The sequence below is a fragment of the Streptomyces tanashiensis genome (genome assembly GCF_014648895.1).
Taxonomy (GTDB): Bacteria; Actinomycetota; Actinomycetes; order Streptomycetales; family Streptomycetaceae; genus Streptomyces; species Streptomyces tanashiensis.
Genome location: NZ_BMRZ01000020.1, coordinates 96,631 through 123,360, shown reverse-complemented (window position 1 = coordinate 123,360; position 26,730 = coordinate 96,631). Strand labels below are relative to the sequence as shown.

At 71.6% G+C, this 26,730-nt stretch carries 27 protein-coding genes and 1 tRNA gene; 14 read left to right on the top strand and 14 right to left on the bottom strand.

Features of this window, described 5'->3' with window-relative positions; all coding sequences use genetic code 11:
• Nucleotides 1-22: 22 nt before the first annotated feature.
• Entirely contained in the window at nt 23-523 is a 501-nt protein-coding gene (locus IE237_RS35970) for an AMIN-like domain-containing (lipo)protein (RefSeq protein ID WP_189806378.1), read from the bottom strand.
• Nucleotides 524-550: 27 nt separating this feature from the next.
• Nucleotides 551-1,063: an AMIN-like domain-containing (lipo)protein gene (locus IE237_RS35965; RefSeq protein WP_189806377.1), complete on the bottom strand. Its 513-nt coding sequence runs from the start codon at nt 1,061-1,063 to the stop codon at nt 551-553.
• Between the two features lie 187 nt (nt 1,064-1,250).
• On the opposite strand from IE237_RS35965, the gene IE237_RS35960 reads away from it, so the two are divergent.
• Nucleotides 1,251-1,323 (top strand) — tRNA-Arg (locus tag IE237_RS35960).
• A 67-nt stretch (nt 1,324-1,390) separates the two neighbouring features.
• Here the strand turns inward: IE237_RS35960 and IE237_RS35955 are convergent.
• From IE237_RS35955 to IE237_RS35940, 4 genes are all read right to left on the bottom strand, one after another.
• Nucleotides 1,391-2,134: an ABC transporter ATP-binding protein gene (locus IE237_RS35955; RefSeq protein ID WP_189806376.1), complete on the bottom strand. Its 744-nt coding sequence runs from the start codon at nt 2,132-2,134 to the stop codon at nt 1,391-1,393.
• 16 nt (nt 2,135-2,150) lie between these two features.
• Complete coding sequence (locus IE237_RS35950) at nt 2,151-2,741, bottom strand: hypothetical protein (protein ID WP_189806375.1); 591 nt, start codon at nt 2,739-2,741, stop codon at nt 2,151-2,153.
• Nucleotides 2,738-4,162 carry a hypothetical protein gene (locus IE237_RS35945; RefSeq protein WP_189806374.1) on the bottom strand — a complete coding sequence of 475 codons (1,425 nt, stop codon included), beginning with the start codon at nt 4,160-4,162 and terminating at the stop codon, nt 2,738-2,740. Before IE237_RS35945 ends, IE237_RS35950 begins: the two co-directional genes overlap by 4 nt.
• A 102-nt stretch (nt 4,163-4,264) precedes the next feature.
• A complete protein-coding gene (locus tag IE237_RS35940; protein WP_189806373.1) occupies nt 4,265-4,813 on the bottom strand; it encodes a hypothetical protein in 549 nt (182 codons plus the stop codon).
• Between the two features lie 304 nt (nt 4,814-5,117).
• Between IE237_RS35940 and IE237_RS35935 the strand changes: the two genes are divergently transcribed.
• The 3 genes from IE237_RS35935 to IE237_RS35925 are packed head-to-tail and all read left to right on the top strand — an operon-like array spanning nt 5,118 to nt 6,875.
• Nucleotides 5,118-5,513 (top strand): BlaI/MecI/CopY family transcriptional regulator, encoded by a 396-nt coding sequence (locus IE237_RS35935; RefSeq protein ID WP_189806372.1) that lies wholly within the window; start codon nt 5,118-5,120, stop codon nt 5,511-5,513.
• 4 nt (nt 5,514-5,517) lie between these two features.
• Entirely contained in the window at nt 5,518-6,450 is a 933-nt protein-coding gene (locus tag IE237_RS35930) for a M56 family metallopeptidase (RefSeq protein WP_189806371.1), read from the top strand.
• A gap of 59 nt (nt 6,451-6,509) precedes the next feature.
• Nucleotides 6,510-6,875, top strand: coding sequence for a hypothetical protein (locus IE237_RS35925; RefSeq protein WP_189806370.1), 366 nt, complete (start codon nt 6,510-6,512; stop codon nt 6,873-6,875).
• Nucleotides 6,876-6,882: 7 nt separating this feature from the next.
• Here IE237_RS35925 and IE237_RS35920 read toward each other — a convergent pair whose 3' ends face one another.
• Both IE237_RS35920 and IE237_RS35915 read right to left on the bottom strand, forming a co-directional pair.
• Nucleotides 6,883-8,829, bottom strand: a complete 1,947-nt coding sequence (locus tag IE237_RS35920) for a DUF8823 domain-containing protein (protein WP_370468340.1) — start codon at nt 8,827-8,829, stop codon at nt 6,883-6,885.
• 159 nt (nt 8,830-8,988) lie between these two features.
• A complete protein-coding gene (locus IE237_RS35915) occupies nt 8,989-11,346 on the bottom strand; it encodes a D-alanyl-D-alanine carboxypeptidase family protein (protein ID WP_189806369.1) in 2,358 nt (785 codons plus the stop codon).
• Between the two features lie 183 nt (nt 11,347-11,529).
• On the opposite strand from IE237_RS35915, the gene IE237_RS35910 reads away from it, so the two are divergent.
• The 3 genes from IE237_RS35910 to IE237_RS35900 all read left to right on the top strand — a co-directional run bounded on the left by IE237_RS35910 (nt 11,530) and on the right by IE237_RS35900 (nt 13,689).
• Nucleotides 11,530-12,228 carry a GOLPH3/VPS74 family protein gene (locus IE237_RS35910; RefSeq protein ID WP_189806368.1) on the top strand — a complete coding sequence of 233 codons (699 nt, stop codon included), beginning with the start codon at nt 11,530-11,532 and terminating at the stop codon, nt 12,226-12,228.
• A 220-nt stretch (nt 12,229-12,448) separates the two neighbouring features.
• Nucleotides 12,449-13,309, top strand: a complete 861-nt coding sequence (locus IE237_RS35905) for a helix-turn-helix domain-containing protein (RefSeq protein WP_189806367.1) — start codon at nt 12,449-12,451, stop codon at nt 13,307-13,309.
• A 179-nt stretch (nt 13,310-13,488) separates the two neighbouring features.
• The gene (locus tag IE237_RS35900; RefSeq protein WP_041133951.1) at nt 13,489-13,689 is read left to right on the top strand and encodes a DUF397 domain-containing protein; all 201 of its coding nucleotides are present in this window, start codon (nt 13,489-13,491) and stop codon (nt 13,687-13,689) included.
• Nucleotides 13,690-13,826: 137 nt separating this feature from the next.
• On the opposite strand, the gene IE237_RS35895 is transcribed toward IE237_RS35900, so the two are convergent.
• A complete protein-coding gene (locus IE237_RS35895) occupies nt 13,827-14,660 on the bottom strand; it encodes a hypothetical protein (protein ID WP_189806366.1) in 834 nt (277 codons plus the stop codon).
• Nucleotides 14,661-14,742: 82 nt separating this feature from the next.
• Between IE237_RS35895 and IE237_RS35890 the strand changes: the two genes are divergently transcribed.
• Together IE237_RS35890 and IE237_RS35885 are read left to right on the top strand one after the other, a co-directional pair.
• A complete protein-coding gene (locus IE237_RS35890) occupies nt 14,743-15,525 on the top strand; it encodes an SDR family oxidoreductase (RefSeq protein ID WP_189806365.1) in 783 nt (260 codons plus the stop codon).
• Between the two features lie 163 nt (nt 15,526-15,688).
• Complete coding sequence (locus IE237_RS35885; protein WP_189806364.1) at nt 15,689-17,218, top strand: sodium:solute symporter family protein; 1,530 nt, start codon at nt 15,689-15,691, stop codon at nt 17,216-17,218.
• Nucleotides 17,219-17,240: 22 nt separating this feature from the next.
• Here IE237_RS35885 and IE237_RS35880 read toward each other — a convergent pair whose 3' ends face one another.
• The 3 genes from IE237_RS35880 to IE237_RS35870 form a co-directional block, all read right to left on the bottom strand.
• Nucleotides 17,241-18,359, bottom strand: coding sequence for an ADP-ribosylglycohydrolase family protein (locus IE237_RS35880; RefSeq protein ID WP_189806363.1), 1,119 nt, complete (start codon nt 18,357-18,359; stop codon nt 17,241-17,243).
• A gap of 141 nt (nt 18,360-18,500) precedes the next feature.
• On the bottom strand, nt 18,501-21,086 hold the full coding sequence (locus IE237_RS35875; RefSeq protein WP_189806362.1) for a bifunctional FO biosynthesis protein CofGH: 2,586 nt from the start codon (nt 21,084-21,086) through the stop codon (nt 18,501-18,503).
• A gap of 70 nt (nt 21,087-21,156) precedes the next feature.
• Nucleotides 21,157-21,987, bottom strand: coding sequence for an LLM class F420-dependent oxidoreductase (locus IE237_RS35870; RefSeq protein ID WP_189806361.1), 831 nt, complete (start codon nt 21,985-21,987; stop codon nt 21,157-21,159).
• A gap of 100 nt (nt 21,988-22,087) precedes the next feature.
• Between IE237_RS35870 and IE237_RS35865 the strand changes: the two genes are divergently transcribed.
• The 3 genes from IE237_RS35865 to IE237_RS35855 all read left to right on the top strand — a co-directional run bounded on the left by IE237_RS35865 (nt 22,088) and on the right by IE237_RS35855 (nt 23,907).
• Nucleotides 22,088-22,507, top strand: a complete 420-nt coding sequence (locus IE237_RS35865; protein ID WP_189806360.1) for a nuclear transport factor 2 family protein — start codon at nt 22,088-22,090, stop codon at nt 22,505-22,507.
• 21 nt (nt 22,508-22,528) lie between these two features.
• A complete protein-coding gene (locus IE237_RS35860; protein ID WP_308433149.1) occupies nt 22,529-23,269 on the top strand; it encodes a GNAT family N-acetyltransferase in 741 nt (246 codons plus the stop codon).
• 170 nt (nt 23,270-23,439) lie between these two features.
• Nucleotides 23,440-23,907: a carboxymuconolactone decarboxylase family protein gene (locus IE237_RS35855; protein WP_189806358.1), complete on the top strand. Its 468-nt coding sequence runs from the start codon at nt 23,440-23,442 to the stop codon at nt 23,905-23,907.
• On the opposite strand, the gene IE237_RS35850 is transcribed toward IE237_RS35855, so the two are convergent.
• Nucleotides 23,873-24,346, bottom strand: a complete 474-nt coding sequence (locus tag IE237_RS35850) for a GNAT family N-acetyltransferase (protein WP_189806357.1) — start codon at nt 24,344-24,346, stop codon at nt 23,873-23,875. The genes IE237_RS35855 and IE237_RS35850 overlap by 35 nt on opposite strands.
• Before the next feature lie 23 nt (nt 24,347-24,369).
• Between IE237_RS35850 and IE237_RS35845 the strand changes: the two genes are divergently transcribed.
• Together IE237_RS35845 and IE237_RS35840 are read left to right on the top strand one after the other, a co-directional pair.
• Complete coding sequence (locus tag IE237_RS35845) at nt 24,370-24,828, top strand: carboxymuconolactone decarboxylase family protein (protein WP_189806356.1); 459 nt, start codon at nt 24,370-24,372, stop codon at nt 24,826-24,828.
• Between the two features lie 37 nt (nt 24,829-24,865).
• A complete protein-coding gene (locus tag IE237_RS35840) occupies nt 24,866-25,084 on the top strand; it encodes a hypothetical protein (RefSeq protein WP_189806355.1) in 219 nt (72 codons plus the stop codon).
• A gap of 76 nt (nt 25,085-25,160) precedes the next feature.
• Here IE237_RS35840 and IE237_RS35835 read toward each other — a convergent pair whose 3' ends face one another.
• Nucleotides 25,161-26,726, bottom strand: coding sequence for an APC family permease (locus IE237_RS35835; RefSeq protein ID WP_189806354.1), 1,566 nt, complete (start codon nt 26,724-26,726; stop codon nt 25,161-25,163).
• Between the last annotated feature and the right edge of the window lie 4 nt (nt 26,727-26,730).

Here is a 26,730-nt window from a genome sequence, read left to right as displayed (position 1 = left end):
CGGCCGGCCGAGCCACCCCGGATCAGTGGTTGACGTCGATGACGATCCGGTTGGGGGCCGTCAGCTTGAAGACCTTGTACGAGGTGTGGGGGCCCAGCGCGAGGCCGAAGGTGTTGCTGTCCTCGAAGCTGTACACGAGCGCCTGGCCCTTGAGGCTCGGGTAGCCGAAGGACTGCGACCGCGGGCTCGTGTACGTCGACTGGTAGTTCACGTCGAACGTCTCGGCCGGCATGAGGGTGACCTTCAGGTACGAGTCGCCCTGGATCGGCACCTGGGTCTCCGACCCCTCCTCGCCCCAGTAGAGCGGCGTGGTCTGCTCGCTGGTGGTCCACCCGGGGACGGTGCCCTCGCCGAGGTCGATGACGACGCGGTCGTACGTGTCGTGCGTGGCCGTGCGCACCCCGAGGACGCAGATGTGGCCACAGGTGGGAGCGGCCGCCACGGCCGCGGCGGACGTGGTGCCGAGCAGGGTGGCGGCGAGCGCGGCGGAGCCGGTCAGGGTGGCGATTGCGGTCTTGCGCATGCGTACTCCTCGAGAACGGGGGCGGGACTACCGGTAGATGTCGACGACGACGCGGTTCGGCTGCGTGAGCGTGAAGACGTTGTAGCGGCTCACGGGACCGTTCAGGGTGATCGCGAACTCGGGCTGGGCGTGCTGCTCGTACAGGAACTCCACGCCCTTGACCGTGGGCAGGGCGAAGGGCTTGACCAGCGGGTTCGTCTCCGCGTAGTCGCCGATGCGGGCCGGGGAGAAGTCGAGGAACAGGTACGAGGAGCCGGCGATGGCCACCGTCTCGGCCTGGCCGCTCGGCGGGTAGTACGTGCCGTCCACACTCGTCCGCGGGGTGACCTGGGGCAGGGCGCCCGCCCCCAGGTCGAACACGACGCGGTCGTATCCGGTGTGGGTCGCGGCTCGGACCCCGTCGATGCAGCTGTGGTCACAGACCTCGGCAGCGGCCCGCGCCGGCGCGGCGGAGGCGACGGGAGCGGCGACGACCGCGGCGAGGAGAGCCGTGGCGGCCGGGGCGACGAAGCGGGCGAGAACACGTCTTGCGGTGCGCATGATGCCTCATTCCTTGATCGCGAAACCCCGCAGCCTAGGACGCGCACCGGACACCGTGGCGAGATCATTTCCCTTAGTTCGTCATGTCCACGCCCACAAATCCCCCCACCACGACCCCCCACCCCCGGAACCGATATCCCCCGTGCGCCGCCCCCACCACCCGCTACACTGACAGCGCTCCGCCTTCGCCTTCGTAGCTCAGGGGATAGAGCACCGCTCTCCTAAAGCGGGTGTCGCAGGTTCGAATCCTGCCGGGGGCACAAGCATCAGAGGGGCGTCGCCCACCGATTCGGTGGGCGACGCCCCTCTGGCATGTGGACGTACGGGCTAGCCGATGGCCTCGTCGCCCGTCAGGGCCGTGTACGCGGCCTCGGCGCGGCGGGCCTCCGGGACGTGTGCGGGCGCGTGTGCGAGGAAGGCGCCGGTGGAGCCGGAGAAGGTGATCGTGCCCCGGGTGAGGGCGGTGACGTGGTCGGCCTCCTCCGCCAGGTCGGCGACGTCGTGCGTCGAGAGGAGGACCCGTACCTCCCGGGAGGCGAGCCCGATGACGAGGTCTCGGAAGACGCGGCGCTGTGTCGGGTCCATCCCGGCCGTGGGCTCGTCGAGGAGCAGGACCTCGGCTCCGTGGACCAGGGCGGAGGCGACACCGACGCGGCGCAGCTGACCGCCGGAGAGCTGCTTCGTCCTCATGTCGGCGTGATCCGTCATCCGGACCTGTTCCAGTGCACCTGTGGAGGCGTCCCAGGCGGCACGACGGCTCATCCCCTTCAGCCATCCCGTGTACGCGACCTGCTCGCGGGCGGTGAGGCCGGTCATGGCGGTGACGGTCTGCGGCATCCAGGCCACCTTCATGCGGTACGCCCTGGAGTCGGAAGAGAGGCGCCCGAGTCGTACCGAGCCCTGACTCGGCTGGTTCACCCCGGCGGCCAGCTTCAACGTGGTCGTCTTTCCGGCTCCGTTGGGGCCGAGAAGGATCGTGAAGCCGTCGGGGACGGTGTAGCTGAGCCCGGAGAGAATGCTGCGCGAGCGGCGCCCGTACGCGTAGGAGACGGCGTCGAGTTCGATGGACACGGGGCTGGCGGGCCTTTCAGGAGGTGGGTCGGCGGCGGGTGTGGCGGAGCGCGACCAGGCCGCAGAGGAAGACCGCCAGGCAGAAGAGGAACGTGGGGAGGTAGCCGGCGGGGTGAAGCGTGACGGCCCAGGGCCAGGGGCGGTGGAAGTCGCGGTAGCCGACGAAGGCCGCGATGAAGACCCAGGCGACGGGGGCGACGGTCGCGGCCTGTGGGTGGACGGCGCCCGCGAGGAGCATGAGCCCGGTCAGGAACAGCGTGTTCCGGGCGGCCTCGTACGCCGTCGAGGAGTCCGCGAGCGCGCCGATGGTCCCGGCGGCCGACACCGCCACGGCGACCGTGAACAGGGCAAGGGTCACGTCGTACCGCCGGACAGGGCGCACGCTCAGGTCCTCTGCCTCGGGCAGCCGTTGGGCGAGGCTGTGCGCGAGGACGCCGGTCACGATCAGCGGCGTGATGTGCATGAGGAAGAGGAGGTTTCCGCCGGAGGTGAGCAGTCCGGGCAGGGCCACCGACTCTCCGTGGGCGACGGCGGCGAGCAGCGTGAACGCGAGAAGGCCGGGCAGGACGACCGTGGTGATCCGGCGTCCCTTGTACCACCAGATCACGAGTCCTCCCCCTGCGGGCCGGTCGCGGCAGGGACGCCGGCCGGCCGCTTCGGCATGCCACGGCACGCCTTCGCCTGCTCCTGCTCGAACCAGGCCGTGCGCTGTGCGGCGGTGGGCAGTGCTCGGCCCTTCGCGGCGCGTTCCTTCACCTTCGCCAGGACCTCGGGCCCGTTCGCGAACTGCGCGTACTCGCCGGAACGCCAGCGGAGGTAGGGGTCCTGGGCGTCGACGGTGTACGCGGCCCAGAGCATCGCGGCGTCGCGGTTGACGATCCAGGCGGTGGGGGTGCCGGGAGCGATCGTGGCGGGGAAGGAGCAGGGGAAGGTGACGGAGCCGAGCAGGACGGCGTAGCGGACGCCCGCGAGGCGGCCGTCCGGTCCGGCCGTCTCCGCCTGGGCGGTCAGCGGCAGCCACCAGGTGGAGACGGTCGAACGGGGGCGGGTGCTGGTGCGCTCGTACAGCAGGCCGTCGGTGACGGTGGACGGGACGGTGACGTCGACACCCGCGGCTTCCAGCTTCTCCAGCGATTCGACGACCTCGGACCGTACGTCGTCGAGCCGCTCGACCGCGCCGCCCGTCTCGGCCATGCAGACCCGGGGCGCCGCGCCGACGCAGCGGGCGGGCGCGTGGCCCGCGCTGACCGGGCCGTCGACGACACCCCAGCCGGAGGCCGTCCGCGCGCTCAGGACCAGGGTCGCGAGAGCCACGGCGGTCGCGAGGATCCGTAGCGGCAGACGACGGGGGCCGCGGCTCCACCAGGCGGCGACGGCGGCGGCCACGGTGGCGGCGACGAGGAAGGGGATCAGGACGGTGGGAGCGGAGTAGTACTCACCGAAGGCGACGCTCGTGCTGAGCTGCCCCGAAACATGCCGGGGCCAGAGCGGATCGCTGTACGCGTGCGTCTTGCTGATCACGTAATACGCAGCGACGGCGCTGACAGGTGCGGCGATCACGCGAGGAGCGAGGTGCCCGAGAACGATGCCGACCACGGCGTACGCGCACACGATGCCCATCCCCATGAGGAGGGGGAGCACGGCGGTCGGCGTGGGCAGGAGCCGGGTCTCGCTCAGACGCATGCCGACGGGCAGGAGCAGGATGGCCCAGCCGGCCGCGACGGCGGGCGCGAGCGCCTGTCCGGCCACGCGCCATGGGGCCCGGCCGGGAGCGAGGTCCCACACCCGATCCTGCTTGAGCCGCCCGCCCTCCCAGGTCGCGAGGCCGAGGGTGATGGCGTACGCGAAGGCGTAGAAGTAGGTCAGGGCGATGGCCACCTGCTGGGCGCCCCAGAGCGGCCCGTTGATCACCTCCTCGTACGGGTCCTCGAGGTGCAGCGCGTAGAAGAAGTAGAAGGCGACGATGCCGCCCCAGACCGGCGCGGTCCAGAGGGCGGCGGAGGAGCGCAGGAGGGCTCGGAACTTCACAGGGGCACCGATCTCGCATGGGGGACGGGCCGGGAGGCTGAACAGCCCTCCCGGCCCATGTGTGCGGTTCAGCCGGAGTCGTCGGTCGACACCGGCCGCTCGTTAGTCGGCCAGCGCCGTGTCGACGTAAACCCTCTTTACGTAGAGATGAGCGCGCGTGTAGATGGAGCCGTTGAGCTGCGGGATCGTGAAGTACCGGTTGTCGCCGCCGGCGTAGTAGCCGTTCCAATAGGCTCGCGTGCTGGCATCCGGACCGGTGAAGCAGTTGTAATAGGTCTGCATCCCCATGTCCGCGTCGAGGTTGAAGGGGATTGCCTGCCAGAGCTTCACACCGGCGGACTTGCCGCCTCCCACGTCCAACGAGCACCCGATGAACTGGATCTCCGTGTAGTCGTTGTCGGCCCAGTGGCGCGACTCGAAGTTTCCCGGCCCCCAGCCGCCGATGGCTCCATCCCAGTTCATGGGCCCTATCTGCCCGGGCTCCGGAGCGGAGTACAGCTCGATGAGCCCCGGATCGTTCGGGTTCGTGACGTAGGAGTCTCTGCTCTTAGGCTGAGTGCCCTTGGCGCTGGCCGAGGTGATGGTGCCGACGAGCGTTGTCGCCACCAGCGCCGCGATCAACACGGCGCATCTCTGCGTGGTGCGCGTCATGAGTTCTGTCCCCCCTGGGATTGGACTGTTTGCCGGAGCAATACGATGTGCACTTCTGCGACCTGTCTGTGACGGAGGCCACCCTTCCGGGGGTTGTCGGGGAATCATGACCGGAAGTGACGTACCGATGGCGGGAAGGTGTCCTTCTCGTGGCGGACCTGCGCCGGAGTTACGCTTCGATCCCGCTCTGCTCTTCACAGGGGTGTCGCGCCAACGCCCGGGAAACAGCAGCCGTCCCCGCCGTGTCCGCTCAGTACGATGGACCGCCCCGAAGGGCGGGACGGATCGGCGGGAGGGGCGCGGGATGGCGAAGGGTGGGCCTGGGGGATCCGGGCGGCGGCGGGGGCAGGGGGAGCTGGAGGCTCAGGTGCTCGTCGTTCTGCGGCAGGCTGCCGGGGCGCGGACCGCGGGGTGGGTCCAGGAGCGGCTCGGCGGCGATCTCGCCTATACGACCGTCATCACGATCCTCACGCGGCTGTACGCCAAGGGTGCGGTGAGCAGGGAGCGGGCGGGGCGGTCCTTCGAGTGGACGGCCGTCGCCGACGAGGCGGGGCTCGCGGCCCTGCGGATGCGCAAGGTCCTGGACGGCGAGGCCGACCGGGAGGCCGTGCTCGCCAGCTTCGTGACCGGTCTCTCCCCGCATGACGAGCGGCTGCTGCGGGACCTGCTGGCCCAGGAGCCCGGCGAGGCGGAGGACTGACGGCGTGGGGGTCTTCGTCTTCCTGCCGCTGGTCCTGCCGCTGACGGCGTGGCCGGTCGCACGGCTCGCCGCGCACCGCCTGCATCCCCGGACGGCCACCCGGCTGCTCACCGGATGCGCGGGCGTGCTCGGGGTGTGCAGCACCCTGTCCCTCGCCCTGCTCATGGTGGTCGGCACCGCGCAACTGCCCGGCAACCCCCTGCCGGACGCCTGGTCCGACCCCGAGGTCCGCGCCGCCGTCCCCTACGACGAGATCGCCGGCCGGCTCGCCATCCCCGCGCTCGTCGTCGTGGTCGTCTCCTGCGCCCGGGCCGCGTGGCGGCACCGCCGGGTCCGCCGGCGGGCCGGGCGGGCCCTCGCCGGTCTGCCCGCCACCTCGGTCGTCGTACTGCCCGACCCGCGCCCCTACGCGTACGCGCTCCCCGGGCGGAGGAACCGTGTCGTCGTCACCACCTCCCTGCTCGCCGCGCTCTCGGGGCCCGAGCGCCGTGCGCTCTTCGCCCACGAGCGCGCCCACCTCGACGCCCGGCACCACCGGTTCCTGCTGATCACGCAGCTCGCCGCGCGGGCCAACCCGTTCCTGCGGCCGCTGCGTACGGCCGTCGCCTACACCACCGAGCGGTGGGCCGACGAGGACGCCGCCACCCGCGTCGGCAGCCGCCGGACCGTGGCCCGCGCCGTCGGCAAGGCCTCGCTCGTCTCCCGGGGCGCGCCTTCGACGGCGCTCGCGGGCTTCGCCTCGGCCGCCGGGCCCGTGCCGCGCCGCGTGGCGGCCCTGCTCGCCCCCGCCCCGGCCGCCCGCCTCCTGCCCTCCGTGTTCACGGTCGCGGGCCTCGCCACCTGGGCCGCGGCCGCCGGGACCGCCGTCTCCGCGCTCTCCTCGGCGAACTCGGCCGTGACGCTTTTCCTGATCCTGAAGGCCGCGACCCCTCTCTGACCCGTCCCGCCGGTCCTATCCTGGGCCTTTCACGTACCGGGGGAAACGGGGGAACGACGGTGGACTGGTTCTGGTGGGTACTCATCCTGTTCTGGACCGGCGGCTTCGCGTGGGCGGGCGACAGCATCCGTACCGCGCTGCGCCATCGCCACGAGCGGAAGATGGAGGTGCTGGAGGCGGCGAAGCAGGAACGTCTCGCCCTCGAAGCCGCGCACAAGACGCCCGAGCCGGTGTGCGGGTGCACGCACCATCTCGCGAAGCACGACAAGCAGGGCCGGTGCCATGAGCGGGTCGAGGTGCCGACGGCCTGGGACGAGAACAAGAAGCCCGTCCGTTACGAGGCCGGCAGCTGCAACTGCCAGCAGTACGTCGGGCCGCAGCCCCTGTCCCAGGTGTACGCGGACGAGCTGACGGACCTGGGGTGACGGCGCCTCAGCGCAGTTCCTCCGGGCAGGCCGTGCCCCGCGACAGCTTGTACGGGGCTCCCAGGCGGTAGACGCCCGCCTTCGGGGCGACGAGTTCCGTCCATTCGTCGCCCTCGGTGTCCGCCTCGGCCTTGAAGAGGCAGCCCTCCTCGTTCGCGAAGACCTTGGGGAGCTCGGTCTCCGACTCCTCGCGGGCCGCCTTCGAGGCCTCCGTCTCCTGCGGCGGCTCGATCTTGCCGCCGTTCTCGTCCATGAGGGCGAGCCACGGCGAGTACGGGACGCGGATGAGGACCCGGCCGGGGCTGTCGACCCGGATCACGACCTCGTTCTCCTCGGCGCTCTGCACCTGGGCCGGCGGGTCCGCCAGCGGGGTCGGGTTCTCGACCTCGTACAGCCGCCAGTTCTCGTCCGACCAGACCTGGTTCAGGTACGGCAGGCCCTCGCGGACCAGCTCCGCCTCCTGCTGTGCGCCCGAGTCGGGGGCGCCGGTGGGCAGGACCACGTAGTGGACGGCCCACCGGTCCAGCCACTCCTCGTAGTTCACCGCGTTCAGGGTGTCGTCGTAGAAGAGCGGGTTGCGCTCCATGTCGGCCTGCCGGTTCCAGCCGCGCGCGAGGTTGATGTACGGGCTGAGCGCGGAGGACTCGCGGTGGCTGGACGCCGGCACGACCTCGACGCGCGCCTTGCCCGCGTTCCGCACCTGGAGCTGGTTGACGAGCGGCGCCAGCTCGCGCGCCCAGGAGGCGTCCGGCGCGGTGCGGATGACGTCGTCGACGCCCTTGAAACCGATCCAGAAGTTCAGCCCGGCGACGGCGAGCAGCAGCGCGTACCAGCGGCGTGAGCGCGGCACCGTGTACGGCAGGGCCGCGAGCAGCACGACGCCCGCGAAGAGCATCGGCAGCCGGGAGATGTTCGAACCGATCTGGGAGTCGATCAGCCAGGTCAGGAGCGTGCCGATGGTGTAGACGGCCGCGGCGGTGCGGACCGTCCGCCAGTCCTTGGGGACGAGGACGAAGGTCAGGATCCCGAAGAGCAGCGGCAGTGCCGTCGAGCCGAAGGCCATCGGCTGCGTGCCGGAGAAGGGGAAGAGCCAGGAGGAGAGCGCGACGACGGCCACCGGGGCGAGCCCGAGGGCGTACGCGCCGGGGCGCCGCTTGTTGAGGAAGAGCGCCGCCGCCGCGACCCCGAGGAACAGTCCGGCGACCGGGCTGCACGCCGTCGCCAGGCCGGCCAGCGGGGCGGCGACGGCCGCCTTCGCCCAGCGCTTGTAGCGCCAGCGGTGCGGCCAGCAGAAGACGGCGGCGACCGCGCCCAGCGCGAACATCATGCCGAGGCCGAAGGTCACCCGGCCCGAGAGCGCGTTGCAGAGGAACGCGAAGACGCCCGCGATCGAGCAGACCATCGGGTTCCGGACCGCCCGCACCCGCACCAGGATCAGCGCGGTCAGCGCGGCCGACAGGGTGCCGGCGACCATCATCGTGCTGCGGACGCCGAGCACCGACATCAGGTAGGGCGAGACCACGCTGTACGAGACGGGGTGCATCCCGCCGTACCAGGCCAGGTTGTACGCGGAGTCCGGGTGCCGTCCGACGAACTCGGCCCACGCGTCCTGCGCGGCCAGGTCTCCGCCGCTGTTCGCGAAGAAGAAGAACCACAGGACGTGGGTGAGGGCGGCGAGCCCGGTGGCCACCATGACCGTGTAGCGGCGCTTGCGCCGGGGGGCGCGCGCGGGGGCGGCGGTAGCGGCCTGGGTGGGGGGTGCCGGGGCGGGCCCGGGGGCCGGCGCGGGGGCGGGCCGCTGGGTCGGCAGCACTATTCGCGAGAGCGAAGCAGGGTCGGTATCCGTGGGCGGGCCGCCCTCGCTGTCCCGGGTGTCACGAGCGTCATGGCCCTCACGGTAGACGTCGGGGTCGGAGTCCGCGCGGTCGGCGCGTGTCGGCTCGGCGGTGGTCACTGCGGCCCTTTCCCGTGCTGCCCGTCTCCTGCGCGTCTGCTGCCCGTCCCGCCTCTCGCGAGGTCACACGGGCCCCTCGTCCCCCCGGAGACGCTAACAGCCGGGCGCCCCGGGGTTCCGGGGCGCCCGGCCGAGCGGGTGGCCTCTGGGGGCCGGCCGTCAGCCCACGCGGGTGAGCTTCTTGTCGAAGCCGGGCTCCACCAGGTCCGTCTTGAGGGCGACCGGGGAGCTGACCTTGCCGGTGCCGGTGCCGATCGACACCTGGCCGACGATGTCGCCCGCCTTGCCGGAGTGCGGCACGGCCTTGCCGCCGTTCGTGAGCTCCAGCTTCACCTGGAGGCCCGGCCAGCCCACCGCCTTGAGCTCCTTGGTCGCCACGACCGGGGTGCGGCCGCCGAGGCCGTCGTCGACGTAGCCGAGGACCTGGCCCTTCTTGACCACGGCCGCCGAGGTGACGTCCTTCTGGGCCTGCTGGATCAGCTTGAGGCTGTAGTCGATGGCGAGGTCCAGCTTGTCGTTGAGGATCTTGGCGTTCTTGGCCCCCATGACGATGCCGAGGACACGGCGTTCCTGGCCGTCGACGACGGTGTTCGCCGCCCAGAGCAGGTTGCCGCCGGCCGGGGTGGAGGAGCCGGTCTTGATGCCGCTCACACCCGGTTCGAGCAGGATCTTGTTGTTGTTCTCGATGCGGCCGGGGATGCCGTCGACCGTCAGGTTCGGCATGTTCACGATCTTCCGGAACACGTCGAACTGCATGACCGCCTTCGCCAGCTTCAGCTGGTCCTGCGGGGTCGACACCGTGCTGTCGAGCAGACCGGACGGGTCCGTGTACGTGGACTGGGTCATGCCCAGCTCCTTCGCGGCGGCGTTCATCTTCTCGACGAACGCGGCCTCCGAACCGGCGTCCCAGCGGGCGAGCAGCCGGGCCACGTTGTTCGCGGAGGGGATCATGAGGAGCTCCAGGAGCTCCCTCTCCGAGTAGGTCTGGCCCTCCTGGACCGCCGCCGTCGACTCGTGCGTCGCCTTGGCCTGGTCCGCGGCCTTCTTGTCGATGGTGATCTCGGGACCCTGCTGCTTCCCCTTGATCGGGTGGTCGCGGAGGATCACGTACGCCGTCATCGTCTTGGTCACGGACGCGATCGGGGCCGGCTTCTGCGCCCCGTACAGGCCCATGGAACCGACGCCCTCGACCTCGACGGCGCCCTGTCCCTCGGTGGGCCACGGCATCTTGAGCTCGCCGCCCTCGAAGGTGAACGTCGGCTCGGCCGACAGCGTCAGCGCGGGCGCGGGCAGCGGGCGGACCATCTGCGCGATCGCAAAGACGATCAGGAGGAGCAGGACCAGCGGGGTCCAGATCCGCAGCCGGCGCACGGTCGTCCGCAGCGGGGTCGCCGGCGGGGGCGGTGTGTTGGTCAGCTCCGCGAGCAGGTCGAGCGGAGGCAGCGGGGGCAGCGGCTGCTGCCGGGTCCGCTCCGCCTCGGCGAGCGCGGCGGGGGCCGGCTTGGGCGCGGCCTCCTTGGGCGCGGCAGCCTTCGGAGCTGCCTCGGGGGCGGGCGCCGGGGCGGCGGAGGCCTTGGCGGCCTCCTGCGCGGCCTTCTCGGCCTTCTCGGCCTTCTGCTCGGCGGGGATGTCGGGGCGCAGCGCGCGGAAGACGCTGGTGCGCTCGCTGTCGGAGTCCGCGGTCAGCGCGGACGGAAGCTTCAGGGCGGTCGTCGGCTGGTCCACGACGGGCGGACGGACCATCTTGAACATGGTCGTGGGCTGGTCGACCGGCTCGTCGTCCGGCTCGTCGTCCTCGGAGGAGCCGTCGGAGGAGTTCTCCGCGGAGTCGTCGGCGGAGTCGCCGGAGTCATCCGAGGACGCCGCGGGCTCCGTCGGCTTCTCGTCGGCCGACGGCTTCTCGTCCGGGGACGGCTTCGCGTCGGCCGCCGGCTTCCGCGCGGCGAACCAGGACGCGGAGGGCGCCTTGTCCTCGACGTCCTCGACGGGCTCCTCGTCCGGCTCGTCGCCGGACTCCTCGTCCGCCTCCTCGGGCCCGTCCTCGGGCTCGTCGTCCGCCTCGTCGTCCCGCGGCTCATCCTCGGCCTCGGCGTCGTCGGCCTCGTCCTCCGGCTCGGGCTCGCCGTCGTCCTCCGGCTCGTCCTCGGTCTCGGGCTCCTCGGCCGTCGCGACCCACGCCGCCACGGCCGCCTTCAGGCGGTCGCCCTCCGGCTCGGACACCGACGCCTGCCCGGACCCGGACTCGGACGACGCCGGCTCGGGCGCCGACTCCGAATCCGACTCCGACTCGCCCGTCGGCGTCACGGTCGCCGTCGCACTCGGCTCGTCGTCCTCCGGCGTGCGGGGCGCGAGGGTCTTGAACACGGCCGTCGGCTGGTCCACCTGGACCGCCGAGGCCGACGAGGACTCTGACTCACGGAGTACGGAGAGCCGAGGATCCCGGCCGCCGCCGCCCGAGGCCGCCGTCTCCTGAGACGACCCCTGCTGCTCCGCCTTGTCGGGGGACTCGCCCGCCACCGTGCCTCCTCCATGCGTCATACGTACGTCCGAACCGTCTACCAGTGTCCTGTGTGAACCCCTTGGCTCCCGTGCTAGACGAGAACGACATACCTACTGGTTCCCGGATGAAGCACCCAGGCACTCTCGACAGATGAATGTGAGAGGGGTCACCCTGTCATTCATCCACGCGGGGAGGCATGGATGGGCAGGAGCCGCAGAACTATTCCGGAAGAGCTTCTGCTGCTCGCTCTGGACCCGACCACGGGTACCACAGCGCAGCCGCAGTCGCTCGACCTCGGTCTGGCCGGAGCACAGCTAGTGGAGCTGGCTCTGGCAGGCCGGATAGCCCCTGACGGGGATCGTATCGCCGTGGTGATGCCACGGCCGACCGGAGATCCGACCTTGGACTCCGCACTGGAGCTGTTGCGCAGGCGCGGCAGCCCGGTTCGGGCCGTCCACTGGATCGGCGGACCCCGACTGGGGCTCCGTCAGACATATCTCTCGCATCTGGAGCGATGCGGCATGGTGCATGCCGTGGAGGGCCAGATGTGCGGGGTGTTGCCGACGACTCGCTACCAGGCGACGGACACGGCGATCAGTCGGGAGATCCGTGCCCGACTGGACAGTGCGATCCGCACCGGCGTACCACCGGACCCGCGGACCGCGGCGCTTGCCGCGCTGGCCCACGCGGTCGGTCTCGGGAAGCACCTGTACCCCGGCAACGAAGGACGGTCGTCGCGGTCCCGGCTGCGCGACCTGATCCGGCACGACCCGATGGGCGGACTCGTGGCGCACGCCGTGATGGACGTCCAGAACGGCGCGGCGGCACAGCCGCGCCGGAGCGCCGCGGGCGTCCCGGCACAGCCTCACGGCAGCATGGCCCGCGCGGCCGCGCACTGACGACCGCGCGACGAGCAGCACCCGGCACCAGCACCAGCACCAGCACCAAGAACCACCAGGAACCATCCCGGGAGCCGCACAGGTGTGCGGGGCGGTCTGGACGGCCGTCCCGCACATGTGCGTTGTCCCGTTTTCCCAGCGCACACCCGGCCATTGGTGGCAGTCTGCCAAGCGGTAGATACTCACAGCTACGCAGCAGACAGCCGGAGGTGCAGTTTCCGTGGCGTCCAACGTCAACCCCACCGTCAGGCGACGCCGATTGGGCCAGGAGCTGCGCAAGCTCCGCGAGGCGAAGAACATGACGGCCGAGCAGGTCGCCGAGCGTCTGCTCGTCTCCCAGTCCAAGATCAGCCGGCTGGAGAACGGCCGTCGCTCCATCAGTCAGCGTGACGTGCGGGACCTGTGCGGTGTGTACGAGGTCGAGGACGAGCGCATGGTCGACTCCCTCATGCAGATGGCCAAGGACTCGCGCCAGCAGGGCTGGTGGCACGCCTTCGGCGACATCCCGTACAGCGTCTACATCGGCCTGGAGACGGACGCGGAGAGCCTGCGGATGTACAAGCCGCAGATCATCCCGGGGCTGCTCCAGACGCACTCCTACGCGGAGGCCGTGATCTCGGGCGCGCTGCCGGAGTCGACGCCCGCGGACATCGAGAAGCGGGTCACGGTCCGCACCCGCCGCCAGGAGCGGATCCGGGACGAGGAGCGTCCGCTGCGTCTGTGGGCGGTCATCGACGAGGGTGCGCTGCACCGGATCGTCGGCAGCAGGCAGCTGATGGTCGAGCAGTTGGAGCACCTCATCGAACAGTCGCACCTGCCGCACGTCACCGTGCAGGTGCTGCCGTTCGAGATGGGCGCGCACCCGGGGATCAGCGGGCAGTACTCGATCCTGGAGTTCCCGGACACCTCGGACTCCAGCGTCGTCTACATCGAGGGCGTGACGAGCGATCTGTACCTGGAGAAGGCGCAGGACGTCGGCAAGTACTCCGTCATGTACGAGCACCTCAGGGCACAGGCGCTGAACGTCGATCAGACGCGTGAGTTCATCTCGAAGATGGCGAAGAAGCACGCCCAGGGCTGACCGCCGACGGGCGGGGCAGGCACCGTACACCGGGTGATCGCTCCCACGGAAGCGCAGTTGGAATATGCCACTCGGACGTGTGAACGCCGGTCCCGCCGGACGGGACCGGCGAGTAGCGTCGATCACGCCATCGAGAACGTTGGCGCGACACACTACTCGGCAGAACCGGAGTGAGCAGCATGGCGATTATTCAGGGTGGTACGGACACCTGGACGAAGTCCTCGTACTCGGGCGGGAACGGGGCCTGCGTCGAGGTGAAGTCCCCCGTCGTGGCCGCGATCGCGGTGCGTGACTCCAAGGCCCCCGAGGGCCCGTCCCTCTCTTTCGGACCGGGTTCGTGGAACGCCTTCGTCGGCGAGGTGAGCAACGGGGCCCTCTGAGCCCCGGTGCGCCCGCCGTCACCAGCAGTACGAATGAGCCCTCTCGACCGGTCCGCCGTCCTGGCCGAGGGGGCTCGGCCTCTTTAGAGCGGCCCCTTCAGAGCGGCCTCTTCGGAGCGGCCTCTTCCCGGACGGGATCAGCGGAGCTCGTCCACATAGCGGTTCGTGCCCGGGACCGTCGGGATGAAGGGGGCCACCAGCTCCACCGTCCCCGTGGCCCCTCCCAGGGTCTCCAGGTCCGCGAAGTGCTCCGTCCAGCACGCGCGCGGGTCTTCCTCCAGGAACCAGAGCAGGGTCAGGCGGGTGTCGACGCCCTCGACCTGTTTCACGTAGGTCATGCGGTCGCCGGGCAGGGGGGTCGGGCGGAAGACCGTGACCATCGCCGCCGGTGAGCCGGCGAGGCGGCGGGGCAGTTCCCGGGTGCGGAGGCGGTCGAGCAGTGCGGCCCGTTCCTGCGGTCCCTCCGTGTCGATCACCTGGAGGACGAGGCCGGCGTAGGGGTGGTCGAGGGCGTGGAAGTCGCGCGGACCCTCCGCCCCGTCGCGGTAGACGGTCGCCTCGTGGTCCTGGAACGAGGTGAAGACGTGGGTGCGGTCGTGGTGGACCCGGGCGTCCCGGTTGAGGCGCTTGTTGATGCCGACGGTCCACTTCATGTGGTCGTCGTAGCGGCCCTCGGTGATCCAGTACGTGGAGAGGTAGCAGCCGGCGGTGACGGGCCGGGCGACGGCGGACTTCTCGGGGACGCGGAGCTCCTGGAGCTCGCGGGTGGCGACCCAGCGCCGGCCGGCGTACATCCAGGGCATGGCCATGGCGCCCGCGTAGTAGTGGTCGTCCTCGTACCAGCGGTTGTACGCGTACTCGTGGCCCGGGTGCGGTTCGACCATGGTGATCAGCGCGTGGCCGGGGCGCACGCCGTACGGCCCGACGGCCGCCAGTTCCGCGTACGTCTCGCTGCGGGTCTCCTCGCTCACTCTCGTACCCCTTCCCATGTCGGTGGCAGGGTCCTACTCTGACGGGCCGTCAGATGAATGGCCAGGGTCGAGAGGGGTCCGGATGCTGCTCCAGGGAAAGACGGTCGTCGTGTCGGGGGTCGGTGCCGGGCTCGGCCACCGGATCGCGGAGACGGTGGTGCGCGACGGGGGGAACGCGGTCCTCGGCGCCCGCACCGAGGCCAACCTCGCCAAGTCGGCGGCGGAGATCGACCCGGAGGGCCGCCGCACCGCGTACCGGGCCACGGACATCACCGACGAGGGGCAGTGCGAGGCGCTCGCCGCACTCGCCGTCGAGCGCTTCGGCGGGATCGACGCGGTCGTCCACGTGGCCGCCTGGGACTCCTACTTCGGGGGCCTGGAGGACGCGGACTTCTCGACCTGGCAGGGGGTCCTGGACGTGAACCTGCTCGGCACGCTGCGGATGACCCGCGCCTGCCTGCCGGCGCTGAAGGAGCGCGGGGGCTCGGTGGTCCTGATCGGGACGCAGTCGGCGGTGGCGGCGCCCTCACAGGTGCGGCAGGCGGCGTACGCGGCCTCGAAGGGGGCGCTGACCTCGGCCATGTACTCGCTCGCGCGCGAGCTGGGGCCGCACCGGATCCGGGTCAACACCGTTCTGCCGGGCTGGATGTGGGGACCGCCGGTGCAGGCGTACGTCCAGTTCGCCGCGCACACCGAGGGGGTGCCGGAGGCCGAGGTGCTGGCGCGGCTGACCGAGCGGATGGCGCTGCCGGAGCTCGCGACGGACGGGGACGTGGCGGAGGCGGCGGCCTTCCTCGCCTCGGACCGGGCGCGGGCGATCACGGGACAGTCGCTGCTGGTCAACGCGGGGGAGCTGATGCGCTGACTCTTCCGCGCCCCCTCGCGACAAGTTCATAGTTGTGAACAAGGGTCAGTAAGTCGAACGATTTTACTGCCCCTTGACCCTCCTTTGCATTGTCCGGGTCTTGCAACTCCCCACACCATGAACCGCGTTCACAAGACGGACCGGACCCCATGGAGGGGACGCAATGAACAGTCTCGACTGGGCCGTGCTCATCGGCTACTTCGGCGTCATGGTCGCGATCGGCGTCTGGTCCCACAAGCGCGTGGACACCGTCTCCGACTTCTTCACCGCCGGCGGCCGGATGCCCTGGTGGCTCTCCGGCATCTCGCACCACATGTCGGGCTACAGCGCCGTGATGTTCACCGGATACGCGGGCATCGCCTACACCTACGGCGTCACCTCCTACGTCACCTGGTCCTTCCCCATCGCCATCGGCATCGCCATCGGCGCCCACCTCTTCGCACCCCGCCTCAACCGGCTGCGCTCCCGCCTCCGGGTCGCCTCCCCGCTCGAATACCTCAAGGACCGCTACAACCTCCCCACCCAGCAGGCCCTCGCCTGGTCCGGCGTCCTCCTGAAGATCGTCGACGTCGGCGCCAAGTGGGCCGCCATCGCCACCCTGCTCTCCGTCTTCACCGGCATCTCCCTCGACCAGGGCATCCTCATCACCGGCGTCGTCACCGGGATCTACTGCACGGTCGGCGGGCTCTGGGCCGACGCCCTCACCGAGCTCGGCCAGTTCGTCATCCAGCTCCTCGCCGGGGTCGCGATGCTCGTCGCGGTCCTCGGCAGACTGGGGGGCTTCAGCGCCCTGTGGACGGTGTGGGACCGCCCCGAGCTTCAGGGGCACACCGCACCCACCGCGGGCCCGTACACGCTGACCTTCCTCCTCGCCTACCTCTTCATCAAGACCTTCGAGTACAGCGGCGGCATGTGGAACCAGGCCCAGCGCTACATGGCCACCCCGTCCGCCCGCGAGGCCACCCGCTCCGGCCGCCTCTCCGCCGTGCTCTGGTTCGTCTGGCCGCTGGTCCTCTTCTTCCCCATGTGGTGCGCGCCGCTGCTCGTCGACCCCGAGAAGCCCGACGGCTCCGACGCGTACGCCCTGATGACCGAGCAGCTGCTGCCGCACGGCCTGCTCGGGCTCGTCGTCGTCGGCTTCTTCTCGCACACCATGGCCATGTGCTCCTCCGACGCCAACGCCATCGCGGCCGTCTTCACCCGGGACATCGCACCCGTCCTCAGCAAGACCGCGCGGAGCTGGACCCAGCGGGCCGGGCTGCTCGCCGCGCGCTGGTCGACGATCGCCTTCCTCGCCCTGTCGATGGCCGTCGCCACCCAGGTCGACTCCCCCACCTTCAAGGACATCATCACCGTCGTCATCAAGTGGGTCGCCGGACTCATGGGACCGATCGCGATCCCCTTCATGCTCGGCCTGCTGCGCCGCTTCCGGAAGTCGGGCCCCACCGCGGCCCTCGTCTCCTGGGCGGCGGGACTCCTCGTCTTCTGGCTCACCAACTACGGCCTCGACGGCGTCGAGCTCCAGATCCAGATCGTCTCGCCGCTCGCGACCTCGCTCGTCCTGTACGTCCTCATCGGGTACGTGAAGCCCGAGGACACCCCGGAGCGGGACGCGCTGCTGGAGCGGCTGGGAACCGACGGGGGCCCGGTCCCGGCCCAGGCCGGCGCCCGCACGGATCAGCCCCTCGGATAGCGCGCGGCGGGAACGTGGGCGGTCAGCCCCTCGGGTAACGCGCCAGCCAGCCCGGCGAGGACTCCGCGGGGCCGTGCAGGGCGGCCCCCTGGGTCATCTCCATCGAGAAGTCGTCCGCGAGCTCCAGGACCGTCGCACGGCCCTCCAGTTCGGCCAGCCAGGCCGGCGGGAGGGCCGTCTCGCCGTGCAGGGCGCCGAGCAGCGCGCCCGTGAGCGCGCCCGTCACCGCCGAGGGCCCGTCATGGTTCACCGCGAGCCGCAGCCCGTGCCGTACGTCCTCACCGACCAGCGCGCAGTACACGGCCGCCGCCAGCTGTCCCTCGGCCAGGTCCTCACCGGCCCCGAGGGCCGTCACCCGGTCCGCGTCCGGCGCCCCCTCCCGTACGGCTCCGAGGGCCCGGCCCAGCGCCTCGGTGACCGGCTCGTGGCCGGGACGCACCGCGAGCTGCTCCACGGCGCCGGCCACCGACGCCTCGACGGAGCCGCCGCGCGCGAGGCCGTGCACGGTGACCGCGAAGGCGCCCGCGGCGAGGCCGGCGGCCGGGGCGCCGTGCGTCTGCGCGGCGCACTCCACGGCGAGCTGGCAGACGAGCTGCGGCTCCCAGCCGACGAGCAGTCCGAAGGGGGCCGAGCGGACGAGGGCGCCGGAGTCGGCGGCGTCCGGGTTCTTGGGCTTGTCGAGCGTGCCGAGGAGCTCGTCGCCGAGGCCGGTGAGGCAGGCGCGGGGCGGGTTGCGGCGGGCGTAGAGCCACTCCTCGCGGGCGAGCCAGCCGTTGTCCTTGCGGCGCTCGTCGGGGCCCCAGTCGCGCTGGGTGGCGGCCCAGCGCAGATGGGCCCGGTGGACGTCGGTGGGCGGGTGCCAGGCGCCGGTGTCGCGGCGGACCTGGGCGCGGATGAGGCCGTCGACGGTGAAGAGGGCCATCTGGGTCGCGGCGGTGACGGCGCCGCGGCGGCCGAACGCGGGCACGGGGTCGCCGAGTCCGTCAGGTCCGTGGGCCTCGCGCAGCTCCGCGAGCGTGCGCCCGTCGCCGCCGGCGCCCAGGGCGTCGCCGAGGGCTCCGCCCAGCAGACAGCCCCGTACGCGGGCCCGGAAGTCCTGCTGCTCGGCACGGCCCCACACGGCTGCGGCTGTCGTGGCCACGACGTGCTCTCCCCCCGTCGGCGGTCTGCGCAGCACTGTAATCGACCGGGTGTGGCCGTTCGGGGTCCGGAACGTTATGCGATCCGAACCCCTTCAGCCCGCTTTTGCCCATGTTCCCCGCCTGTTGTGGGCAGTGGGGGGCTACTCCTGCGGGAGGACCGGGAGCAGCTCCGGGAGGTGACCGTCCGAGGCGCGGGCCGTGGTCTGCCGTTCCTCCGGGACCTCCCCGTACAGCGTCGTCCGGGGCTTCGCCGGACGCCCCGCCGCCTCCGCGATCGCCTCCAGGTCCCGGATCGAGCGGTACGAGCCGTAACTGGACCCCGCCATCCGGGAGATGGTCTCCTCCATCAGCGTGCCGCCCAGGTCGTTGGCGCCCGAGCGGAGCATCTCCGCCGCACCCTCCGTGCCCAGCTTCACCCAGCTGGTCTGGATGTTGGGGATGTGCGGGTGGAGGAGGAGCCGGGCCATGGCGATGACCGCGCGGTTGTCGCGGGCGGTCGGGCCGGGGCGGGCGATGCCGGCGAGGTACACGGGCGCGTTGGTGTGGATGAAGGGAAGGGTCACGAACTCGGTGAAGCCACCGGTCTCCTGCTGGATGCGGGAGAGGGTGCGGAAGTGGCCGAGCCAGTGCCGGGGCTGGTCCACGTGCCCGTACATCATGGTCGAGCTGGAGCGGATGCCCAGTTCATGCGCCGTCCTGATGACCTCGATCCAGGTCGCCGTGGGCAGCTTGCCCTTCGTCAGCACCCAGCGGACCTCGTCGTCGAGGATCTCGGCGGCGGTGCCGGGGATGGAGTCGAGGCCGGCCTCCCTCGCGGCCGTCAGCCACTCGCGTATCGACAGGCCCGTGCGGGTCGCGCCGTTGACCACCTCCATCGGCGAGAACGCGTGCACGTGCATCCCCGGGACCCGCTCCTTCACCGCGCGGGCGATGTCGAAGTAGGCCGTGCCGGGCAGGTCGGGGTGGATGCCGCCCTGCATGCAGACCTCGACGGCGCCGACCTCCCAGGCCTGCTGGGCCCGGTCCGCGACCTGGTCCAGCGAGAGGGTGTACGCGTCCGCGTCGGTGCGGCGCTGGGCGAAGGCACAGAAACGGCAGCCGGTGTAGCAGACGTTGGTGAAGTTGATGTTGCGCGTGACGATGTACGTGACGTCCTCGCCCACCACCGACCTGCGCACGTCGTCCGCGATCCGGGTCAGGGCGTCGAGCGCGGGGCCGTCGGCGTGCAGCAGGGCGAGCGCCTGGGCGTCGGTGAGCCTCGTCGGGTCGTCGGCCGCGACGGAGAGGGCCTCGCGGACGTCGGCGTCGACCCGCTCGGGCACCATCCCGGGCGCGGCCGCCTCGCGCAGGGCCTCCCAGTCGCCGTACACCTCGTCGAAGTCCTCGCGCCGGTCGTGGGTGCGGCCGGTGGTGTCGATCGTGGTGTGCAGGTCGGTGCGGCCGGTGGCGGTGAAGGCCTCGTCGGGCTCCTGCCAGGGCAGGCCGCGGACGGGCGCGTCGGGGTTCGCGAGGCCGGTCTCGGGGTCGGCGAGGGCGCGGACGTGCGGGAGGAGCCGGGGGTCGAGCCAGGGTTCGCCCCGGGTGACGAACTCGGGGTAGACGCAGAGCCGTTCGCGCAGCTCGAAGCCGACGGCGGCGGAGCGGGCGGCCAGCTCCTCGATCTGCGGCCAGGGCCGCTCCGGGTTGACGTGGTCGATGGTGAGCGGGGAGACCCCGCCCCAGTCGTCGATGCCGGCGGCGATGAGGCGCTCGTACTCCGAGTCGACGAGGTTCGGCGGGGCCTGGAGGCAGGCGGAGGGCCCCATGATGAGCCGGGCGACGGCGACGGTGGCGACGAGGTCGTCGAGCTCGGCGTCCGGCATCCCGCGCATGGCCGTGTCCGGCTTGGCGCGGAAGTTCTGGATGATCAGTTCCTGGATCGAGTGGTAGGCCCGCGCGATCCGGCGCAGCGCGAAGAGGGACTCCGCGCGCTCCTCCAGGGTCTCCCCGATGCCGAGCAGCAGCCCCGAGGTGAAGGGGACGGAGGAGCGGCCGGCGTCCTCCAGGACCCGCAGCCGCACGGCCGGTTCCTTGTCGGGGGACCCGTAGTGGGGGCCGCCGGGCTCGGACCAGAGCCGGGTCGCGGTGGTCTCCAGCATCATGCCCATGGAGGGCGCGACGGGCTTGAGGCGCTGGAAGTCGGTCCAGGACAGCACGCCCGGGTTGAGGTGGGGCAGGAGCCCCGTCTCCTCCAGGATGCGGATGGCCATGGCCCGCACGTACGCGATGGTGTCGTCGTAGCCATGAGCGTCGAGCCACTCGCGGGCCTCGGGCCAGCGGTCCTCGGGCTTGTCGCCGAGCGTGATCAGGGCCTCCTTGCAGCCCATCTCGGCGCCGCGCCGGGCGATGTCGAGCACCTCGTCCGGCGACATGAACATCCCGTGCCCGTCCCGGCGCAGCTTGCCGGGGACGGTGACGAAGGTGCAGTAGTGGCACTTGTCCCGGCAGAGGCGGGTGAGCGGTATGAAGACGCTCTTCGAGTACGTGACGACCCCCGGCCGCCCGGCCGCCTCAAGACCGGCGTCCCGCACGCGCCCCGCGGAGGCGACGAGGTCCTCCAGATCGGTCCCCCGCGCCCGCAGCAGCACGGCGGCCTCGGCGACATCGAGCGCGACCCCGTCCCTGGCCCGCTTGAGGGCACGGCGCATGGCGTTCTCGGTGGGTCGTCCTGCCTGGTGATCCGTCATGAACCGAGCATACGAGCGCCCCACCGGCCACCGGTCCGGGTCCCCGCAGGAACCCGGAACCGGCCGGCCCTCACAGATACCGCGCGTACCCGTCCAGCACCCGCAGGACCTCCGCCTCGTCGCCCGGCGGGAGCTGGAGGACGACCTCCTCGCAGCCCAGCTCCGCGTAGTGGGCCAGCTTGCCCGGCGTCGGGAGCACCGCGTACGGGACCAGCTGGAGGCTCTCCGGGGCGCGGCCGGCCTTCTCCCAGGCCTCGCGGAGGACGGGGAGGGACTCCGTCAGGCCCCGGCCGCCGATCGGCATCCAGCCGTCGGTCTGCGCCGCGATCTGCGCGAAGAGCCTCGGGCCCGCCGCGCCGCCCAGGAGGACGCGCGGTGCGCCGCCGGCCGGCTTGGGCCAGACCTCCGAGGCGCGGACGGACTCGCCGTACTCCCCTTCGTACGCCCTCGGTTCGGGCGCCCACAGGGCCCGCATCAGGTCGAGCCGGTCGCGGCCGAGCTCCCGGCGGGTGGACCAGTCGACGCCGTGGTCGGCGGCCTCCTCCCGGTTCCAGCCGAAGCCGAGGCCGAGGGTGAAGCGGCCCCCGGAGAGGTGGTCGAGGGTGGCGACCTGCTTGGCGAGGACGATCGGGTCGTGCTGGGTGATCAGGGTGATGCCGGTGCCGAGCCCGAGACGTTCGGTGACGGCCGCCGCCTGCCCCAGGGCCACGAGCGGGTCGAGCGTCCGGGCGTACTCCCGGGGCAGCTCCCCGCCCGCCGGATAGGGCGTCTCGCGGGAGACGGGGACGTGGGTGTGCTCGGGGAGGTAGAGGCCCGCGAAGCCGCGCTGCTCCAGTTCGCGCGCGAGGCGCACCGGGCTGATGGTCTCGTCGGTCAGGAAGATCGTGGTCGAGATCCGCATAGCCGCACGGTAGGGCGTGCGGTGCGGATTTCCGAGAGGTGCGGCGGGCTTCCCCCACTCCTCTTGACCTGAACCATGGTTGAGGCAGGAGGCTCCCCGCATGACCACGGACACCCTCGCCGTCACCCGGCTCTTCGACCGCTACCTCCGCTCCCTCGACGACCGCGGCCCGTTCGACGAGGCCTGGGCGGCCTCCTTCTTCACCGCGGACGCGACGACCTCCACCCCCGCCGGCGACGTGCGCGGGCGGGAGGCCGTCGCCGCGAACATCCGCGGGGCGATGGGGCTCTTCGACCGGACCGTCCACTTCGGCTCGAACTACCTCGTCGACGTCGACGGCGACCGCGCCACCCTGCTCGGGAACCAGCTCTCCACGCACGTCCTCGCGGCCGACGGCTCGCTCTTCGTCTCCGGCGGGCGGACGGAGAACGACCTCGTCCGCACCGCCGACGGATGGCGGCTGTCCCGGGCCGATCTGCGCATCGCCTGGACGCGGGGAAATCCGCCTGCCCTTCCGTAGCGCGGCTGCTTGGATGAGCCGGTGCTGAAGCGAATCGAGACGTACTACGACGCCGTGCCCCGTTCCGCCGCCCGCGCCGAGGCGTTCGGGCCGCTGACCCTCTTCGTGCAGGAGGGGGCGGGCTGGCCCTACTACGCCCGCCCGGCACTCGGGCACGAGGGCGAGGTCCCCGTGGAGGCCGTGGAGACCGTGCGGACCCGGCAGCGGGAGCTGGGGGTGCCCGAGGCCTTCGAGTGGGTCGCGGAGACGACACCGGGACTGCGGGCCGCCGTGGAGGCGACCGGGCTGACCGTGCACGAGCACCCGCTGATGGTCCTGGAGGGCGCGCCGCTCGCCGTCCCGGAGCCCGCGGGCGTCACCGTACGGATGGTGGGCGCGGACGACTCCGCCCTGGAGAGCGCCGTCGCCGCCCCGTACGCCGCCTTCGGGGCGGAGCCGCAGCCCGGCAGCACCGCCCAGGTCTCCGCGCGCCTCGCGGCCGGTCTGACCCGGCTCGCGGCGGCCTTCGACGCCACCGGCGGAGCCCTGGCGGCCGGCCAGCACCAGCCCGTCGGGGCCGTCTCGGAGGTCGTCGGCGTCGGCACCGTCCCGGCGGCGCGGCGCCGGGGCCTCGGGCTCGCGGTCACGGCCGCCCTGATCGCGGACGCCCGCGCCCGCGGGTCGGAGCTCGTGTTCCTGACGGCCTCGGACGCGGACGTGGCCCGCCTCTACGGCCGGCTCGGCTTCCGTACGATCGCGACCGCCCTCATCGCGGAGGCCTGAGGCGCGGAGGCCAGAAGCGCACGGGCCTGCGCCGAAGCCTGAAGCGCGCGGGCCTGAAAAAGAATCCGAAAGAAAAGTTCTCCGGTCCTGTCACATCCTCGGCGCGCGGTCCGTCAGTGCAGTGGAAGCGACGCACGAACGACACCGAGAAACGCTGAGGAGCGATCACCATGGCGCACACGCCCAAGGCCCGGATGACCAACCCCGCCTACGTCCTGGCCGACGCCGGCCCGGCGATCCAGAACCTGGTCAAGGCCACCCGCCAGGGCGGGGTCGACGAGTCGATCCTGGAGCTGGTGCACCTGCGGGCCAGTCAGATCAACAACTGCGGCTTCTGCGTCGACTACGGCGCCAAGAGCGCCCGGAAGAACGGCGTCGCCGACGAGAAGCTGTTCGCCGTGGCGGCCTGGCGCGAGGCCCCGTACTTCTCCGACGAGGAGCGGGCGGCCCTCGCCCTCGCCGAGGCGGCGACCCGGCTCGCCGACGCCTCGGACGCGGTGCCGGACGAGGTGTGGGACGCCGCCGCCGACCACTTCGACGAGAAGCAGCTCGCCGCGATCGTGCTGATGGTCGCCGTCACCAACCTGTTCAACCGGCTCAACGTCACCGTCCGGCAGCCCGCGGGCGCGGGGTTCTGACCATCGCCACGTCCACCGGGTCCTCGGACTCGAACCGGAACCCCTCCCGCTCGTAGAGGCGGCGGGCCGCGCTGCCCTGGAGGACCACCAGCCGGACGGTCGCCCCGTCCGCGTCGGCCCGGTCGAGCAGCTCGCGCAGGACCGCCGTCCCGAGGCCCCGGCCCTGGGTCCCGGGGGCCAGGTAGAAGTGTTCGAGGTAGAGCCCGTCGCCGTCCTCGTCCGGGCGCACCGTGACGCATCCGGCGAGCGCGCCGTCCAGTTCGATCACCGAGGTGTGCGCCGGCGAGAAGCCGTCCCGCAGCCGCTGGCGCACCCGGTGCTCGTCGTAGCGGCCGAGGCGCACCAGGTCCTCGCGCATGACCTCGGCCCGCAGCTCGGCCATCGGCTCGACGTCCTCCGGGCGGCCCGGGCGCAGCGCCCAGTTCGTTTCACCGTACATGCACGCATCCTAAGGAGACCTCCGTGTCCGCACGCATGCCCAACCCCGCCGCCGTCCTGCCCGAGGCCGGTCCGGCGATCTTCCAGCTGATCAAGGCGGTCCAGTCGGGCGGCGACGTGCCCGGCACCACCCTCGGCCTGGTCCACCTGCGGGTGAGCCAGATCAACGGCTGCGGGTACTGCGTGGTCGGCGGGGCCCTGACGGCGCAGAAGGAGGGCGAGACGGACGAGCGGCTCCACTCCGTCGCGGCCTGGCGGGAGACCCCGTACTTCACGGACGAGGAGCGGGCGGCGCTGGCCCTCGCCGAGTACGCGACCCGGCTCGCGGACCGCCCGGACGCCGTGCCGGACGCGGTGTGGGACGAGGCGGCCCGCCACTACGACGAGAAGCAGCTGGCCCAGATCGTGCTGTGGATCGGCGTCAGCAACCTCTTCAACCGGCTCAACGCGACGACCCGGCAGCCGGCCGGCGGGACCTGGTAGTCGTAACCGGAGCTGTGCCGTCCGCGTTGGAGCGGGCATGAAGAAGATCCTCACCGCAGCCGCCCTGACCGTCTTCGCCGCCGCCGGTGCCGCCGGCGCGGCCGCCGGGACCGCCGCCGCCGACACCGGCGGCATGAACCTTCCCTCGGTCGTGCCGCTCAGCGGCGTCCTGACCCCCAAGGCCAAGCCGGCCGGCACCCCCGACCTGCCGCCCGCCAACGCGGCGGTGGAGCGCCTGCTCCCCGGTCATCACTGACCGGTACGAGGACGAAGGCGGCGGGACCCCCCACGGGCCCGCCGCCTTCGCGTTTCTCGGACGCCTCAGGAGGGCGTCAGTCGGCGACCACCAGCGACGGGGTCTCCTTCGTCAGGATCTCGCCGCGGAAGAACGCGGGGCTCCGGCGCTGCATGATCAGCATGATCACCACGCCGAGGAGCAGCAGTCCGACGCCGATCACGAAGACCGAGCCGACGCCGAAGACCGCGGAGCCGGAGCCGTAGGCCGGGTCCCACATGTCGTAGAGCGTCTTGCCGAAGACGGCGGTCAGCATCGTGCCGCCGAGGGCCGGCAGGAGGCCCTTGAAGGCGAAGGAGCGGATGGAGCGGAAGAGCTCGCCCCGGAAGTACCAGACGCAGGCGAAGGCCGTCAGGGCGTAGTAGAAGCAGATCATCAGGCCGAGCGCGTAGATGGTGTCGACCAGGACGTGCTCGCTGACCAGGGTCATCACGGTGTAGAAGACGCCGGTGGCGACGCCGGCCACGATCGTGGCCTTGCCGGGGGTCTTGAAGACCGGGTGGACCTTGGTGAAGGACTTCGGCAGCGCCTCGTACGTGGACATCGCGAGCACCGTGCGGGCGACCGGGATGAACGTGGTCTGGAGGCTCGCGGCCGCCGAGGCGAGGACCGCGACGAAGAGCAGGATGCCGAGCGTGGGGCCCATGACGGGGCCCGCGAGGGCGGCGAAGACGTTGTCGGAGGTCTCCGGGTTGGCGAGGCCGAGGCCCTTCTCGCCGGATCCGACGGCCATCTGGGCGGCGACGCCGGTGGCCAGGTAGGAGCCGACGAGGACGACCATCGCGATGAGGGCGGCGCGGCCGGGCGTCTTGGCGCTGCCGGTGGTCTCCTCGTTGGTCGCCATGCAGGCGTCCCAGCCCCAGTACATGAAGATCGAGAGCGAGAGTCCGGCCGTGAAGGCGGCGAAGGACTGCACCGCGAAGGGGTTCATCCAGGACCAGGAGAAGTCGACCGAGGTCTCGAAGGAGCCGGCCTTCGACAGGGCCATCGCGACGAAGATGCCGAGGACGACGAGCTGGAGGCCGACGAGCGTGTACTGGATGCCCTTGGTGGCGGTCATGCCTCGGTAGCTGATCGCGGTGGCGACGGCGATGAGCGTGAGGCAGGTGAGGATGTGGACGGCCTTGTTGTCGTCCAGGGCGGCGACGGACTCGCTGCCGCTGATCTCACCGGCGAGGAGCCAGAAGTAGGAGGTCGCGACGCCCGCCAGGTTGGAGAGCACGATGATCGTCGCGATGACGAGGCCCCAGCCGCACATCCAGCCGATCTTGGGCCCGAAGGCCTTCACGGTCCAGGTGAAGGAGGTGCCGCAGTCGGGCATGACCTTGTTGAGCTCCCGGTACGCGAAGGCGACGAGGAGCATCGGGAGGAAGCCCGCGAGGAAGATCGCGGGCATCTGCAGTCCGACCTCACCGGCGGTGGAGCCGAGGGTCGAGGTCAGGCAGTAGACGGGGGCGACGGTGGAGATACCGATGACGGCACTGCCGAGGAGGCCCACGGAGTTGCCGCCGAGGCCCTTGGTGCGCACGCCGTTGGTGTCGCCCGGGGCGTCGACGCCCCTTACCGTGTCTCCGGCCTGGGGCCGTACGTCCACCTGAGTCATGAAC